Origin of the sequence: Tsuneonella litorea (assembly GCF_025154015.1) — a bacterium.
Taxonomy (GTDB): domain Bacteria; phylum Pseudomonadota; class Alphaproteobacteria; order Sphingomonadales; family Sphingomonadaceae; genus Tsuneonella; species Tsuneonella litorea.
Map to the genome: position 1 here is coordinate 480,498 of NZ_JAOAMV010000002.1, position 14,658 is coordinate 495,155.

Genomic DNA, 14,658 nt, shown 5'->3' on the forward strand with positions numbered 1-14,658 from the left:
GGCGGCTCAGAAGGCCTTCGTCCACCTGACCGCGACGCCCTTGTCGTCCGGAGCCGATGCCACGTGGGCGGGGTCCCTGCGGTAAAAGAGGCTGGCCGCGGCACTGCCGCCAAACAGATGCCCGGCCCAGGCGATCTCTCCGTCGATTTCGCGCCCCGATGGCGACAGCGCGATCGTCCGCACTCCGTAGGTGGGTGAGAGTGTCGCATAGTCGTAGCCGACCGGAAGGTTCAGCGAGAGCCCGCCGCTTTCGACGCGCAGCGGTTGCGATATGCGGACCGCCAGGCTGTCCCTCGCCGTGGCGAAGCCCCGCTTCGCGAGGTCGAGCGACCACGCCCGGCTGATAAACTCCGATCCGGCGCCGATCGCCCCGGCATGATCGGCCCGCGTCCATCCCTGGCGCGCGGTTCCGCCCAGCCGCCAACCTTCGGCAATCTTCCAGCCCACGCGCGCGTCGGCGAACAGCGTGCGTGCGCCGCCGGCCCCCACCACGTCGTGGAAGAATGCCCCGAGCACCGTCCGCTCCTCGTTGAGCCAGGTCAGGCCGAGTGCCGCTTCCACGTTGCCGAAGCGCCGATCGGCCTCGAGCCCGAAGCTCGAAAGACCATGCGCCTCGCGCCGGCGGCCCAGTGCACCGTCCATCACCCGCAACGTTCCGAGCCAGGCGCTGCCACGCTCGGCGTTGGCGGTCAGTCCCCAGCGGCCGAACTCCTGGCGATAGGCAAGCGCCGCCTGTCCTCGCGCGGCGAAACCCGGTCCGCCGCGCGCATCGCCTGCGATGAGGAACGCCGGGCGATGCTGTCCCTGCAACTGCGCGACAAGCCCGTCCGCACCTTCGCGGAAGGCGAATCCCAGGCGCTTGCCGGGCGCCAGAACTGTGGCGGCCCGGGCAGCCAGCACGCGCGCGGCCTCCGCATCCTGCCGCTCCAGGCGCAACTGTGCCGGCCAGGCACCCCTGCCGCCCGTTTGGCTGGCGACCGAGAACGCCAGGCTGAGCGATTCGCTGCCGCCACCGACCCGGCGTGCGCCTTGGTCGAGCGCGCCCAGCAGGCGGGGCGCCGCGGCTGCGTCGTGCATTCCCTGTCCCAGGTCCGTCCCGTACGCGCGCCCGTAGGAATCGAGGATCACCGTGTGCGCGCTTGCCCGCAACAGGGCATCGCCCATCGGCGCCGATCCGATCGCGGTGTCGTCGTTCAGCGCGACCGCCGTCGTGCCACCGGCAAGCGTGGTCGTCCCCATCGGCGCGAAGGCGGCGGCAATGTCGAGAATGCCGCGGCCATAGGTCGTGTCGATGCCGATCGCCCCCGCGTCGCGCGCGCTCCTCAGCAGGATGTCCACCATCTGCGCCCCGGTGAGGTTGGGGAAAGCCTGCTTGAGCAGCGCCACCGCTCCGGCGACCTGCGGGGCGGAAAAGCTGGTTCCCGACAGCACGGTCACGAAGTTGCCGCTCGGCCCGCTCTCGACCTTGAGCACGCCGTTTTCATAGACGCAGCACACCCGCTCGCCGAGCGCGGACAGGAACCAGTTCGCCTGGCTGCCCGCGCGGTTGCTGAAGCTCGAGAAACGCCCGGCATCGTCGACCGAGCCGACGATGATGACATTCGCGCCGCCGGCGTTGCGGACCCCGGCGGCGAACGGATTGGGCTGGTTCGGGTCGATCGCCGGATCGCTCCCGTCGCCCTCGTTGCCGGCCGCGACCACGATCACCACGCCAGCTGTCACTGCGCGCTGCACCGCGTTGAGCAGGCTTGCGCTGGGCGCATCCCCGCCGAGGCTGAGGTTGATGACCGTCGCGCCAGCCGCCACGGCGCGATCGATTCCCGCCGCGATGTCGCGATCCTTGAAGACGCACCCGTCGGTCGTCGAGGTACTCGAAGCGCAGCTTCCCGGTTCGTCCGCCCGCAGCGCGATGACCGTGGCATCGAAGGCGATTCCCATGATTCCGGTGCTGTTGCGGGCAGCGGCGGCGATCATGCCGACGTTGGTGCCGTGATCGTCGAACGCCTCGACGGTGCCGTTGCCAGCAACGTCGGAACTGGCCGGGTCGAGACGCCCGGCAAATTCCGGGCTGTCGGTGTCGATCCCGGTATCGACCACGGCGATCTTGACGCCCGAGCCGGTGGCGCCCTGCGCCCACGCGGTCGGGGCGTTGTGGAACCCAGGCCCGTCCGACCTGCGGAATTCCGGCGTATCGAAGGACGCTGCCGGCGTCGGCGTCGGGCTTGGCGATGGCGTCGGGCTGGGCGCCGGAGATGGCGTGGGCGTGGGTCCGGGCGTACTGATCACGCCGCCCCCACCGGCTCCTCCGCCTCCGCCGCAAGCCGTCACGCTCATGAGGGCGGCCAAGGCGCATCCCAATTCCCAGCGAACCATCCGCCGCCCGTTCGTCATAGTGTGTCGCGTCCCCGAAAGTTGCTTCTAGCTTGCAGAGCATGGTTGAAGAAGTGCTGAACGAGGCCGCTCGGCGACCGGGGCCGCGGGCGTAGCAGATCGCACCTCGTCTCTTGCCCCGCCCCATGCGCGCCGCTAGCGCCGGATCCGCAACGCCTTTTCCGGGAGCTCCCTCGCCATGTCCGCCGATCTCGAGACCGCCATCAATGCCGCGTGGGAGGACCGTGCCAACGTCACGCCCGGCAGCAGCGAGGTTCGCGAAGTCGTTGAACAGGCACTGGAGCTGCTCGATTCCGGGCAGGCTCGGGTCGCCGAGCCTGACGGAGCGGGCGGGTGGAAGGTCAACGAATGGCTGAAAAAGGCCGTCCTGCTGAGCTTCCGACTCAACGACAACCAGGTGATGGACGGTGCCAGCGCCGGCGCGCCGGCATACGACAAGGTCACGCTCAAGTTCACCGGGTGGAGCGAAAACCGCTTCCGCGAGGCGGGCTTTCGCGTCGTTCCGGGAGCGGTGGTGCGCCGCGGCAGCCACATAGGCCGGGGCGTGGTCGTGATGCCGAGTTTCGTCAATATCGGCGCCTACGTGGGCGACGGCACGATGGTCGATACCTGGGTGACCGTGGGCAGCTGCGCGCAGATCGGGCGTAACGTGCACCTGTCGGGCGGGGTGGGCATCGGCGGCGTGCTCGAACCGCTGCAGGCAGGCCCCGTGGTGATCGAGGACGGTTGCTTCATCGGCGCGCGCTCCGAAGTCGTCGAAGGCGTGCGCGTGTGCGAAGGCGCGGTCCTGTCGATGGGCGTCTTCATCGGCGCGTCGACCAAGATCGTCGACCGCAAGACGGGCGAGGTCCATGTCGGGCGGGTGCCGCCCTACTCGGTGGTCGTTCCGGGATCTCTGCCGGGCAAGCCCCTGCCCGACGGTTCCCCTGGGCCGAGCCTCTACTGTGCCGTGATCGTCAAGACGGTCGACGCGCAGACCCGCGCCAAGACCGGGATCAACGAACTGCTGCGCGATTGAGGAACCGCCGTGCGGGCCAATCGTAGAAGGCAAACAGGGTCGCGGACCCGTGCGAGGGAGGTTGGTCAGTCATGGAACGTCGCGGCGATCAGATAGTCGAAACCGAAACCGAGGCGAGCGCCGGTTCGAAGGAAGGCGTTGTCCGGTGGGTCCTGATCATCGGCACGCTTCTCGCGATCGGGTTCCTCACCATCATCTGGGTGACGGGCGCCGCCACCCAGGGCGATGTCGAGGAAGAGGCGACCGTCAGCGGGATCATCGAAAGCCAGGCGGACGCGCCCGCGGACGTCATCTTGAGTGACGATGTCGATGCGGTGACCGACGCGCCGGTCGAGCCGGTCGAGCCGGCGGCACAGGCGGACGTGCGCACCGACGGACAATAGGCCGTGGCAGAAACGCCGAACAGTTTCCGCACCGGCCAGAAGGTTCGCTGGAACTGGGCCGGCGGGACAGGCCAAGGCACGATTGCAGAGCGTTTTGAAAGGCGCGTCGAGCGCACTATCGACGGAACCGAGGTCGTGCGGAACGGAAGCGCCGACGACCCCGCCTACCTGATCGAACAGGAAGACGGGGACAGGGTTCTCAAACTGGGATCGGAGCTGGACGGGGGATAGACATCAAGGAGTCGCCCATCATGCCCGCACAATCCAAAGCTCAGCAAAAGGCCGCCGGAGCCGCCCTCTCGGCCAAGCGCGGCGATACCAAGGTCGGGGACCTCAAGGGCGCGTCGAAGGACATGTACGATTCGATGAGCGAGGACGAACTCGAGGATCTCGCCGAAACCGACCGGGAAGGACTGCCGGAGAAGAAGGATTCGTGACCGGCCTGCGCCGGTTCCTCGATGCGCAGGAAGGCGGGGTTTACGAGACGGCCCTCGATGAACTCCGGGCGGGCGCAAAACGCAGTCACTGGATGTGGTTCGTCTTTCCCCAGATCGCGGGCCTCGGCCGAAGCGACTTGGCGCACCGCTATGCCATCGAAGGCAAGGACGAGGCCGCCGCTTATGCGCGGCACCATGTCCTCGGATCGCGTCTCGCGGCCTGCACCGATGCCATGCTGTCGTGGCGCGGCAAGCGGAGCGCCGAGGCTATCCTCGGCCCGGCCGACGCGCGCAAGTTCCATAGCTCGATGACGCTGTTCGCGGCCTGCGCACCGGACCCCGCCGCCTTCGCCGGCGCGCTCGATGCGTTCTACGCCGGCCAGCGCGATCCGGCCACGATGGAGAGGTTATGAACGAGCTTCCCAGCGATCAGCAGGTCATCGACGCCACGTTCAACCTCCAGCTGGCGGTGGGTGCCGGAATGATCGCACTGTGCGTGGTGATCCACGGGCTGGGCCTGTTCACGCTCCAGCGGGTCATGCGCAGCGAGGCGGCAGAGGAGCGTTTTCGGCACCTCGAACCCTTGAGCTTCCGTGGGGCGTTCTTCACGCTGCTGGTGGTATTCGCGCTGATCTTCATCCACTTCGTCGAGATTTGGCTCTTCGCGTTCCTGTACGATTTCGTCGGCGCGCAGTGGAGCTTCCAGAACGCGCTCTATTTCTCGACCATCAGCTACGCGACCATCGGCTACAACGATGCCTCGATCGCGCACGAGTGGCGGATGGTCGGCGCGCTCGAGGGCGTTCTCGGGGTGATACTGCTCGGCTGGTCGACCGCGTTCTTCGTGCGCGTGCTGGGCCGGATCGAGGATACAGGACACGCCCGCTCACCCCCGCGATCGCTGGACGAGGAGCCCTAGAACACGGTGGGGTTCTCGATCGGCGGATCGTTCCGGTGGGCGGCCGCGAAGGACTCCGCAGCGCGCAGGACGCGGGCAACGTTGCCACCGGCGATCTTCTGCAGGTCCGCCTTGCCGTATCCCCGCCGGGCAAGCTCGGTGAACAGCGCGGGATAGCCGGCGACGTCCTCCGCGCCGACCGGCCCGGTGTCCATCCCGTCGTAATCCCCGCCGATGCCCACGTGGTCGATCCCCGCTAGGTCACGGATGTGATCGATGTGGTCGGCCCAGTCCGAAACCGTCGCCAACACCTCGGGATGTGTCCTGCCCCACTCCGCCATCCCGTCGGCGACCGCTCGGGGATCCCCGGGCCATAGCGTTTCCAGTCGCGCCTCTTCGGCCGCCCCCGCGGCCAACCATTGCCGGCGCGCCTCGCTAAGGAACGTGGGGTAACCGACCGCCATCACGACGCCGCCGTTCGACTTGAGGCGCGCCAGCACGCTGTCGGGCACGTTGCGCGCGTGCCCGTTGACCGCGCGCGCGCCCGAGTGGCTGAAGATCACCGGCGCCCTGGCGACGTCGAGCGCATCCATCATGGTTTTCTCGCTGACGTGGCTTAGGTCGACCAGCATGCCGAGCCGGTTCATCTCGCGTACGACGTCCTTGCCCAGCGGCGTCAAGCCGCCGTGCGCGGGCGCATCGGTCGCGCTGTCCGCCCACGGCGTGTTCCGCGAATGGGTGAGGGTCATGTAGCGCGCGCCCAGCGCATACATCTGGCGCAGGACCGCGAGACTCGATCCGATCGAGTGACCGCCCTCCAGGCCCAGAAGCGAGGCAACCTTCCCGGCCTTCATCGCCTTCGCCGCTCCGTCCGCGGTGGTCACCAGGGCCAGCTGGCCGGGGTGGCGCGCGATGAGGCGCTTCATCACGTCGATCTGCTCGATCGTCGCCTGGACCGCCTGTTGTTCGCCGAGGTTCGCACTTACGTATACCGACCAGAACTGCGCGCCCAGCCGCCCTTTGGCGATGCGCGAAAGGTCGGTGTGCATCGGCGCGCTCCCGCGGTCGGGTTCACCGGTGTTCGAGGTGTCGGAAAAATCGAAATCGTCGAGAACGTTGCGGTAACGCTGTCGCAGTTGCTCGGGCACGTCGTTGTGCCCGTCCCACACGGGGGTATCGCGAAGCGCCGCTGCCGCCACGTCCTCGGGGGCGGGCGCGGCGTGACCGACGCTTGCGATCGCGACCATCGCAATCGCTACGAAGTGGGGACGCATCGATCTTCTCCTGGCCAGGCGAGGCAACCGGCCCCTTGCCGGGCCGGCGCACCATTCAGCCCGGCAGCCGCCGCGTGGCAAGTCCCCTGTGGGTAACGCCGTTGCGCTGCCCCTGGGCATCCGGTCGGCCTGCGGGAACCGGCTGCTCCCACAACCTTTGGCAGAGGAGGAGAACTCTCATGACCAAATCGCTTTCCGATATTTCCCGGGATATGAAGCAGATCGATTTCTGCACATTGGCGACCCACGCGCCAAACGGTACGATCGGCGCGCGACCCATGAGCAACAACCGCGAGGTCGATTTCGACGGCACCAGCCGGTTCTTCACCTATCGCGACCGCCAGATGGTCGCGGACATCGAACGCGATCCGAAGGTCGGGCTGACGTATCTCGGCAGCGCCGGTCTCAAGGGCATACTGGGCGCGCCGGGCCAGTTCATCCACGTCGAGGGAGAAGCCGAGGTGATTTCCGACAAGGCCCGGTTCGAGAAGCACTGGGACAGTTCGCTCGACCGGTGGTTCCCCGAGGGGCCCGACACCCCCGGCACGGTCATGCTGCAGGTCACGGCAACCCGCGTCCACTACTGGGACGGAGAGGACGAAGGCGAAGTTCCGCTTCCCGATCGCACGGCCTCAACCGAAGGCCATTGACCGCTCAGGGCATCCGCGCAGGGCTGCGCTGGCTGCTGGGGCTGTGCTATGCGGCAGCGGGCAGCCTGCACCTCGCCGCGCCCGGTCCCTTTCTGAAGATCATGCCCGGCTGGGTGCCTGAACCCGATGTCGTGGTCGCGCTCACGGGGGTGGCTGAACTCGCCGGAGCCGCTGGACTGCTGCAGGGCTGGTCGCGCGGATTGCGCTATGCTGCGGGGCTGGCCCTGGCGCTCTATGCGGTGTGCGTGTGGCCTGCCAATTTCAATCACATGGCGATGGACCTGGCGCGGCCGGACGGAGGGCTGGGCCTCGCCTATCACGCGCCGCGGCTGGCATTCCAGCCGATCCTGGTCTGGCTTGCCTTGTGGACGGGCGAGGTGACCCGATGGCCCCTCGATCGGGCCCACGCGAAGTAACGCCTCGCGCTGGTCCCCTCGCCCGCCGTAAGGCGTGACGACCGATCAGCTCATGTGCTTGGAAACGGCACCGGTCATCTTGAACATCGAGATCTGCGCCGGCCCGGTCACCTTGCCGAGCGTGGCGTCGGGGTTGATCATGCGCTTGTCGGTCGAGTCCTGAAGGCCGTTCTTCTTGATGTAGTCCCACACCTTCGAAGTGACCTGCGCACGGGTCATCGGACCCTTGCCGACGACCGCCTCGAGGTCGTTCGTCAGGTTCACCGGCTTCTGCAGCGCGTTATTCTTGCCAGCCATGATCATTGTCCTTTCCTGCTTGGCTATGGCGGCAATCCTAGGCGCTCCACGGTCGCACGGCGAGGGCGCAAGGGCACCGGAAGCGAGTTTTCGACAGGCACGACGGGCATTTCGCCCCGAATTCGCGCAATTTGTCCCCTCGCCGTGGCTCAGATCCCGCTCAGGAGGCGTTCAGCCGTCATTTCGGAAAAGGCCGGATTGGCCTATGAGGGGCCGCAAGGGGGTCTGCCCCGGACAATCGGAAGGCTTTTCACGATGGGCATCGGTCGCACTTCGCTCGCAATGGTACTCGCCGGAACCGTCGCCGCCTGCGGCGGTGGGGGAAGCGGCGGCAGCACGGGCGGTTCTACCGGCGGCGGCGGCACCCCCACGCCCACCGGGGGCTGTTCGCTGTCCGCGCGGCAGGACTTCGTTAAGACCCGTATCGACAGCGACTACCTGTTCCCCGACCTCGTCGACAACACGGTCAACAAGGCGAATTACCAGACCCTCCAGAGCTACATCGACGCTCTGGTCGCCCCGGCCCGTGCCCAGCGCAAGGACCGCTTCTTCACCTATGTGACCTCGATCGCCGAGGAAAACGCCTATTACAATTCGGGCGCGAACGCAGGGTTCGGCATCCGCCTTTCCTATGACACGTCGCAAAACCGCGTGTTCGTGGTGGAAGCTTTCGAAAGCGCGCCCGCGTTCGCGGCCGGGATCGACCGCGGGACCGAGATCGTCGCCATCGGCCCGGTCGGCGGCCAGTTGCAGACGGTATCGTCGCTGATGAGCACCGGCGGCACCCAGGCGGTCGTCGATGCGCTCGGCCCGTCGACCGCCGGCACCGCGCGGGTCCTCAGGGTCAACGTGAACGGGACGATCAAGGACCTTACCGTGACCAAGGCCGACTACTCGCTCGACCCGGTGTCGAACCGGTATGGCGCAGTGATTCTCAACGACGGCGGGAAAAGGGTCGGATACGTCAATCTGCGGACCTTCATCACGCCCGCGAACGCCGACCTGCGGACCGCTTTCGGGACCTTCCGGGCGCAGGGCGTGACGGAAGTGATCGTCGACTTGCGCTACAACGGGGGCGGGCTGGTGTCGGTTGCCGAAGTGCTCGGCGACCTGATGGCCGCGGACAAGGTCGGCCGGGTGTTCGGTTACGTCACCTACCGCCCCAGCAAGGCCTCGCGGAACGAAACCGACTACTTCGGCTCCGAAGCGAACGCGATCGCGGCAACCAAGATCGCCTTCATCGGCTACGGCGGCACCGCATCGGCCAGCGAACTGGTGGCGAACGCGTTCCCGCCGTACCTCGGCGCGAACACCGCGCTGGTCGGCGGCAACACGTATGGCAAGCCGGTCGGCCAGGAGGCATTCGACAAGACCGAGTGCGACGACCGCTTGCGGCTGGTCACCTTCAAGCTCGAGAACGCCAACCGGCAGGGCGAATACTTCAACGGCCTCGCCTCGACGTTTCCGAAGACCTGCGCGGCAGCCGACGACATTACCCGCCAGCTGGGCGATCCCAACGAAACCGCGATCAAGGCGGCGCTCGATTTCCTCGGCGGGCGCACGTGCACGCCGATCACCGTGTCTGCCAGCGGCCAGGGGACCCTGGGGACCCGGCCGTCGCGCGACCTCCTCGAACCGCGCGAGCCGACGGCCGCCCAGCGCGAGACGCCGGGGCTGTTCTAGGCTTCAGGCCTGTGCGGGATCGCGGGCGAGCGAGGCGACCAGCAACCGCTCGGCACGATCGCGCGCGCTCGTGTCGGGCAGGCCGAGCGAACGCGCGAGCGCCGGCCCCATGAGCGCATTGCCCAATGCCAGCAGGACCAGGGTGAGCGTCGTCTCGTGCAGGGCCTGGACGCCGTCGTGCGACACCTCCTCGGGCGCGATCTCGTCGACCAGTTCGTGGATCGTCTCCACGATCGGGTCGAGCGCGTCCTCGTTCCCGGTCAGCAGCATCCAGCTCGCCAGAGCGCCCGCCCCTTCCTTGTCGAAAGCGTCGAACGTCAGGTCGACGACCTCGCGCGGGCTTCCCAGGCCCGCCCGGCTGGCCCGCACGGCTTCCTTGATCGTTTCGCACACTGTCTCGGCCAGATGCTGGGCGAGCGCCTTCTGCAATCCCGATGCCGAACCGAAATGATGAAGCAGGTTGGCGTGCGTGCGCCCGATGCGCCCCGCGACCGCCTTCAGCGTGACCGATTGCGGTCCGGTTTCGATGAGGAGATGTCGGGCGGCTTCGAGCGCTGCGGTGCGCGACTCTTCGGGGCTGAGACGCTTACGGGTTGCCATGCAGCGCGCCTATACCCCTGCGCGACCCCCGGCAAGAGCGGGACCAGCCCGTATTGACATCAATGTCAGCAACGCTTACTTACACTGATGTCAGTTAAAGGAGCCGATTCGATGAATGCCCCTGCCCGATTCGACCTAGAACAGGCCGCCTCCGCGGCGCCGACCGCGACCCCGGCCGATCTCGACATCGTCGTGCGTGACCGTCGCTTCCTGCGTGGCCAAAAGGCCAAGCGCTGGTGGCTGAACGGCGACCCGATAGCGACCGCCTGGTTCAACGCGCTGTCCGCGACCTTCCCGCGCGGCGAGGCGTTCTTCATCGAATCGGTCCGCGCGTTCCGCGACGGCGCCGATCCCAAGCTCGCCGGTGAAATCCGCGCCTTCATCAAGCAGGAAATCAACCACACGCGCGAGCACATCGTGCTCAACAAGCTGGCCGAGGACAGCGGTTACGACATCGGTTTCATCGACAAGCGGGTCGAGGAACTGCTCGCTCTGCTCAAGGACCGCCCGGCGTACCTCAACCTCGCCGCCACGATGGCGCTCGAGCACTTCACCGCGATGTTCGGCCAGGAACTCCTCGCCAATCCGAAGCACCTCGAAGGCGCCGAGGGCGACCTCGGCGACATCTGGCGCTGGCACTCGGTCGAGGAGATCGAGCACAAGGGCGTCGCCTACGACACCTGGCTTCACGCCACCCGTGACTGGAGCCGCTGGAAGCGGTGGAAGGTCAAGAGCCTGATGATGGTGCTGGTGACCAAGCGGTTCATCGGCAACCGGGTCAAGGACATGAAGGACCTGCTCGCGCAGGATGGCCTGACTGGCTGGAAGGTTACGGCGCGCATCTGGGCCTATCTGCTGCTGCGCCCCGGGTTCCTGCGCCGCATCGCCCTGCCGTGGCTGGCGTTCTTCCTCCCCGGCTTCCACCCGTGGAACGAGGACGACCGGCACCTGATCAGCAAGTACGAGGGCGACTTCGCCGACGCGCTGCTGCCGGCCTGATCGTTCCTAGACCGACCGAAAGAGCGCCGCTCCGGGACCACCGGGGCGGCGCTCTTCGTTTCAGGCTGCCTGCATGACCGGCTGGGCCGGCTCACCGAGCTCGAGGACGTATTCGAGCGACTGGACCTCGCACCCTCGGGCGAGACTGTAGCGCCGTGCGGCCTGGGGGCCGCCGAACCCGAGCTTGCGCAAGACGCGGCCCGACGCAGGGTTGTCGGCGAAATGCCCCGCGACGACGCGCCGGATGCCGAGCATCCGCGCGACCTCGATCACCCCGCGACCGGCCTCGGTCGCCAGGCCCCGCCCCCAGTGCGAGCGGGCGAGCCAGTAGCCGAGCTCGACCTCGACGCTGCCGGTCTTGCGCCCCAGTCCGGCCGCCCCGATCAATGCGCCGCTGCGCGATTCGATAACGGCAAAGGCGGGCAGGCGGGGATCCTGCGGCTGGCTGGTCCACCAGCGTGCGTCGTCCTCCGTGTAGGGCCAGGGCACGCGCGCGAGATTGCAGGCGATCGCCTTCTCGCCAACGCCCGCCAGAACCTGATCCCAGTCCTCGGGCCAGAAGGGCCGCAGCAGCAGCCTTTCGGTCACATGGAACATCACGCCTACTCCCCTGCTCGCCACGCGGGGACCCGATAGGGCCGCTGCGTGACGCCTGTGTTGCGAGGGAGAAACGACAAGAGGGAGACGGGCCTCCCGATTGCTCGGGCTGGCCCCATCTCCCTCTTCGTGCCGGATCTTTCCTCCGGCGGGGGGCCATCCCGTGGACGGCCCCTTTATCGGGTCGTCCGGTTATTCCGCGGCTTGCGCCATCATGTCGACCGATACGTACTTGCGGCCGAGTTTGCCGGCGTGGAATCGCACGCGGCCTTCGACGAGCGCGAACAGCGTGTGATCCTTGCCCATCCCGACACCGGTGCCCGGATAGAACTTGGTCCCGCGCTGGCGCACGATAATGTTGCCCGGAATCACTTCCTGGCTGCCGAACTTCTTGACGCCGAGGCGACGGCCTGCGGAGTCGCGGCCGTTGCGGGACGAACCGCCTGCTTTCTTGTGTGCCATTGCTTCGTCCTACTCTCTTACTTGTCGGTCTTCTTGGCGGCCGGCTTCTTGGCCGGGGCCTTCTTGTCGGCGGCCTTCTTCGGCGCTGCGTCCTTCACCGGAGCCGCGGCCTTGGCCTTGGTTTCCTTCTTGGTGTCGACGCCCTTCGCCGGCTCGGACGCCTGCGCGGAGTGATCGGCCTTGGGGGCCTCGTCCTTCGGAGCGGCTTCCTTCTTTGGCGCGGCCTTCTTCTCGGCCTTGCTGTCGCCGACCGAGACGATGCGCAGCAGGGTCATCTGCTGGCGGTGACCGGCCTTGCGGCGGTAGTTGTGCCGGCGGCGCTTCTTGAAGACGGTGACCTTCTCGCTCTTGGCCTGGGCGATGATCTCTGCCGAAACGACGGTCTTGGCCGCGTCGGCGAGCGTGTCGCCCTCGCCCGCCAGCAGGACGTCGCCCAGGGTGATCGTGTCGCCGGCGTCGCCCGCCAGCTTCTCGACCGCGATCTTGTCTCCGGCGGCAACCCGGTATTGCTTGCCGCCCGTACGCACTACTGCGAACATGGGTAATTCACTTCCGCTTTATATGTGTAGCCGCCCACGAACGGGCGACGAAACCGGAAGCCCCCGAACGGGGGCCCCGGAAAGATGGGTGCCGTTAGGGGAAGCATCCCGCGAAGTCAACGCCCCAGGCGACAGTTTGGGCTCGGGATCGGCGGCCGCCGCCTGCGCCCTGGGCCGCATCGCGCTTTTCCGCGGCGCATCGCGTGCTAAGGACCGCAGGTGACTTCGAATCTGCGCCTTCCAGCCCTCGCTGCCGCCGCACTTCTGGCAGGCTGTGCGACTCCCGGCGACTACCCGTCGCTCGCCCAACGCCCGGCAGAGCGGGTCCAGGGTGCGTTCACCCCGGACGATGCCGACCCGCAGCCCCTCGTGCCCGTCCTCCCCAGCGCCGACCTCGTCGCGCGGCTCACCCAGCTCGAACGCGAGGCGCGCACGGCTCACGGCGAATTCGTCGAGGCGACCCCGGCTGCCCGGCAACGCGCCGAACGGGCCGGGCCGGTCGCCAGCGACAGCTGGGCCGCCGCGCAGGTTGCGCTTGCCGATCTCGATTCCATTCGCAGCCGTGTCGCGATCGCTCTTGCCGAGCTCGATTCGCTGTGGGTCGACGCCACGCTCGAGGCAGGGCCGCGCGATGCCATCGGCGCGGTGCGCCGCACGGTCGAAGCCCTCGTCGCGCAGGAAGACGCCGTCCTCGCGCAGCTACGCGGCCGCGTGTAGGGCAAGCGAAAGGCGCGGGATCGGCAAGATCCCGCGCCCCCTCTCCGACCGCGCTCGATCGATCGGACTTCAGACCACGGCGGCGATCGTCACGCAGACGATGCCCCATGCGAAGATCAGTATCGGCAGCACCAGCATCTGTGCCGCGGCTTCGCCCGATGACAGACGACCGGTGTGGGTCATGATGCCCTGGCGGCGAAAACGCGCCCACGACATCGCGGCGACCCGGTTGTCGGGCTTCAACCGGGTCCAGATGGCCGGGACGCCGACCGCCATGGCGATGAAGAACGCGCAGATCGAAAGCGGGATGACGAGGCCCGGGCTCGACAGGCCCGTTGCCAGCACGGCGAGGAACCCGAGATAGGCGGCGGCTGTGGCGACGTAGAGCCCGCGCGGCAGCTCGAAACTGCGGTCGACCGTCACCGGCTGCAGCAGCTCGGTGCGAACCTCCGCTGCCCCGGCCACGAGTTCGCGGGTGAGATGCTTCGACATGGACAGGCTCCCTTCGTTCGGTACGAAGCGGATCTAGCGTGTCGATTGCCCCGGCGAATTGACGCGGATCAAAGCGGGATGAAATTTGTCTCGGGCATTCAGCCCAGCGGGTTTCCCGCACCGCGGCCGTCGAGGACGAAGTACTGGCCGGTGACGCCCGGAGACCGCGCGAGGTAATCGGCGGCCGCCGCGATCGCCGCCTCGTCATCGCCTGCAATCGCGTTGACCCGCAGCGGTGCGTGCTCGCGCGCGAGGCCCTGCACGGCGGCGAGGCGCCAGGCACGGTGGGTGTGGTCGGCGGGCGCGAAAACCAGGGTGACTTCCTCGCGAGTCTCGGTGATCGCCTTGAATACGGGCGGTAGCCCGTCGCGGTGAAAGGCCGCCGCGGCCTCCACGGCCGACGAGGGCAGCGGATCGATGCGCACGAGCACGATCAGCGCCGCTCGCGGGTAAGGGTCATCCCGATCTTCTCGTCCGCTTCCGCGATGGCGAGCTTGACGATCTTCACCGTCACCGCCTCGACCCGCTGGTCCTGCACGAACAGGGTATCGCAGATGTGCTCGGCGACCGCCTCGATCAGCTTGAAGTGCACGCCTTCGGGCAGCGCCTCGGTCGCGGCGAACTTCAGGTCCATGTAGTTCTTGCTCGCCGACAGGTGCGTGTCGGGTTCGTAGCGATGCGCCGGCTTCATGCGGGCAGTCACCGTTATCCGCAGCGGCTGCGGCTTGCCGGTTTCCTCGGAGTAGATGCCGGTGAGGACATCGACTTCGAGATCGGCGACTTCGAGAATCAGCGAATCGGCCAT

General features: G+C 67.5%; 21 protein-coding genes. 11 read left to right on the forward strand and 10 right to left on the reverse strand.

The annotated features are described in order from the left end of the window. Positions 1-6: 6 nt before the first annotated feature. Positions 7-2,286, reverse strand: coding sequence for a S8 family peptidase (locus tag N0B51_RS05870; RefSeq protein ID WP_259961329.1), 2,280 nt, complete (start codon positions 2,284-2,286; stop codon positions 7-9). Between the two features lie 283 nt (positions 2,287-2,569). Here N0B51_RS05870 and dapD point away from each other — a divergent pair, with 283 nt between their 5' ends. The 6 genes from dapD (at position 2,570) to N0B51_RS05900 (ending at position 5,148) form a co-directional block, all read left to right on the forward strand. After that, entirely contained in the window at positions 2,570-3,409 is an 840-nt protein-coding gene (gene dapD / locus N0B51_RS05875; RefSeq protein WP_259961331.1) for a 2,3,4,5-tetrahydropyridine-2,6-dicarboxylate N-succinyltransferase, read from the forward strand. Between the two features lie 71 nt (positions 3,410-3,480). Next, positions 3,481-3,792: a hypothetical protein gene (locus N0B51_RS05880; protein WP_259961332.1), complete on the forward strand. Its 312-nt coding sequence runs from the start codon at positions 3,481-3,483 to the stop codon at positions 3,790-3,792. 3 nt (positions 3,793-3,795) lie between these two features. Beyond that, a complete protein-coding gene (locus N0B51_RS05885) occupies positions 3,796-4,023 on the forward strand; it encodes a hypervirulence associated TUDOR domain-containing protein (protein WP_259961334.1) in 228 nt (75 codons plus the stop codon). Between the two features lie 20 nt (positions 4,024-4,043). Further along, positions 4,044-4,229 carry a DUF3008 family protein gene (locus N0B51_RS05890; protein ID WP_259961335.1) on the forward strand — a complete coding sequence of 62 codons (186 nt, stop codon included), beginning with the start codon at positions 4,044-4,046 and terminating at the stop codon, positions 4,227-4,229. After that, positions 4,226-4,642, forward strand: coding sequence for a DUF1810 domain-containing protein (locus N0B51_RS05895; protein ID WP_259961336.1), 417 nt, complete (start codon positions 4,226-4,228; stop codon positions 4,640-4,642). The genes N0B51_RS05890 and N0B51_RS05895 overlap by 4 nt, the downstream gene beginning before the upstream one ends. Then, on the forward strand, positions 4,639-5,148 hold the full coding sequence (locus N0B51_RS05900) for a potassium channel family protein (protein WP_259961337.1): 510 nt from the start codon (positions 4,639-4,641) through the stop codon (positions 5,146-5,148). Before N0B51_RS05895 ends, N0B51_RS05900 begins: the two co-directional genes overlap by 4 nt. On the opposite strand, the gene N0B51_RS05905 is transcribed toward N0B51_RS05900, so the two are convergent. Then, positions 5,145-6,401: a dipeptidase gene (locus N0B51_RS05905; RefSeq protein ID WP_259961338.1), complete on the reverse strand. Its 1,257-nt coding sequence runs from the start codon at positions 6,399-6,401 to the stop codon at positions 5,145-5,147. The two genes, N0B51_RS05900 and N0B51_RS05905, sit on opposite strands and share 4 nt — an antisense overlap. Before the next feature lie 179 nt (positions 6,402-6,580). Here N0B51_RS05905 and N0B51_RS05910 point away from each other — a divergent pair, with 179 nt between their 5' ends. Further along, positions 6,581-7,051 carry a pyridoxamine 5'-phosphate oxidase family protein gene (locus tag N0B51_RS05910; protein ID WP_259961339.1) on the forward strand — a complete coding sequence of 157 codons (471 nt, stop codon included), beginning with the start codon at positions 6,581-6,583 and terminating at the stop codon, positions 7,049-7,051. Beyond that, the gene (locus tag N0B51_RS05915; protein ID WP_259961340.1) at positions 7,048-7,467 is read left to right on the forward strand and encodes a DoxX family protein; all 420 of its coding nucleotides are present in this window, start codon (positions 7,048-7,050) and stop codon (positions 7,465-7,467) included. The genes N0B51_RS05910 and N0B51_RS05915 overlap by 4 nt, the downstream gene beginning before the upstream one ends. A 45-nt stretch (positions 7,468-7,512) precedes the next feature. Here N0B51_RS05915 and N0B51_RS05920 read toward each other — a convergent pair whose 3' ends face one another. After that, positions 7,513-7,764 (reverse strand): SWIB/MDM2 domain-containing protein, encoded by a 252-nt coding sequence (locus tag N0B51_RS05920; RefSeq protein ID WP_259961341.1) that lies wholly within the window; start codon positions 7,762-7,764, stop codon positions 7,513-7,515. Between the two features lie 255 nt (positions 7,765-8,019). Between N0B51_RS05920 and N0B51_RS05925 the strand changes: the two genes are divergently transcribed. Then, a complete protein-coding gene (locus N0B51_RS05925) occupies positions 8,020-9,447 on the forward strand; it encodes a S41 family peptidase (protein WP_259961342.1) in 1,428 nt (475 codons plus the stop codon). A 3-nt stretch (positions 9,448-9,450) separates the two neighbouring features. Here N0B51_RS05925 and N0B51_RS05930 read toward each other — a convergent pair whose 3' ends face one another. Further along, entirely contained in the window at positions 9,451-10,047 is a 597-nt protein-coding gene (locus N0B51_RS05930) for a TetR/AcrR family transcriptional regulator (RefSeq protein ID WP_259961344.1), read from the reverse strand. Positions 10,048-10,158: 111 nt separating this feature from the next. Here N0B51_RS05930 and N0B51_RS05935 point away from each other — a divergent pair, with 111 nt between their 5' ends. Beyond that, positions 10,159-11,046: a metal-dependent hydrolase gene (locus N0B51_RS05935; RefSeq protein WP_259961345.1), complete on the forward strand. Its 888-nt coding sequence runs from the start codon at positions 10,159-10,161 to the stop codon at positions 11,044-11,046. 60 nt (positions 11,047-11,106) lie between these two features. On the opposite strand, the gene N0B51_RS05940 is transcribed toward N0B51_RS05935, so the two are convergent. From N0B51_RS05940 to rplU, 3 genes are all read right to left on the reverse strand, one after another. Further along, complete coding sequence (locus tag N0B51_RS05940; protein WP_259961346.1) at positions 11,107-11,643, reverse strand: GNAT family N-acetyltransferase; 537 nt, start codon at positions 11,641-11,643, stop codon at positions 11,107-11,109. A 192-nt stretch (positions 11,644-11,835) separates the two neighbouring features. Continuing rightward, on the reverse strand, positions 11,836-12,105 hold the full coding sequence (gene rpmA / locus N0B51_RS05945) for a 50S ribosomal protein L27 (protein WP_259961347.1): 270 nt from the start codon (positions 12,103-12,105) through the stop codon (positions 11,836-11,838). Positions 12,106-12,122: 17 nt separating this feature from the next. Further along, complete coding sequence (rplU, locus tag N0B51_RS05950) at positions 12,123-12,644, reverse strand: 50S ribosomal protein L21 (protein WP_259961349.1); 522 nt, start codon at positions 12,642-12,644, stop codon at positions 12,123-12,125. Positions 12,645-12,863: 219 nt separating this feature from the next. Between rplU and N0B51_RS05955 the strand changes: the two genes are divergently transcribed. Next, entirely contained in the window at positions 12,864-13,361 is a 498-nt protein-coding gene (locus N0B51_RS05955) for a hypothetical protein (RefSeq protein WP_259961350.1), read from the forward strand. Positions 13,362-13,430: 69 nt separating this feature from the next. On the opposite strand, the gene N0B51_RS05960 is transcribed toward N0B51_RS05955, so the two are convergent. From N0B51_RS05960 to N0B51_RS05970, 3 genes are all read right to left on the reverse strand, one after another. Then, positions 13,431-13,853: a hypothetical protein gene (locus N0B51_RS05960; RefSeq protein WP_259961351.1), complete on the reverse strand. Its 423-nt coding sequence runs from the start codon at positions 13,851-13,853 to the stop codon at positions 13,431-13,433. A gap of 98 nt (positions 13,854-13,951) precedes the next feature. Next, positions 13,952-14,278 (reverse strand): Rossmann fold domain-containing protein, encoded by a 327-nt coding sequence (locus N0B51_RS05965; protein WP_259961352.1) that lies wholly within the window; start codon positions 14,276-14,278, stop codon positions 13,952-13,954. A gap of 8 nt (positions 14,279-14,286) precedes the next feature. After that, on the reverse strand, positions 14,287-14,658 hold the full coding sequence (locus tag N0B51_RS05970; protein ID WP_259961353.1) for a dihydroneopterin aldolase: 372 nt from the start codon (positions 14,656-14,658) through the stop codon (positions 14,287-14,289).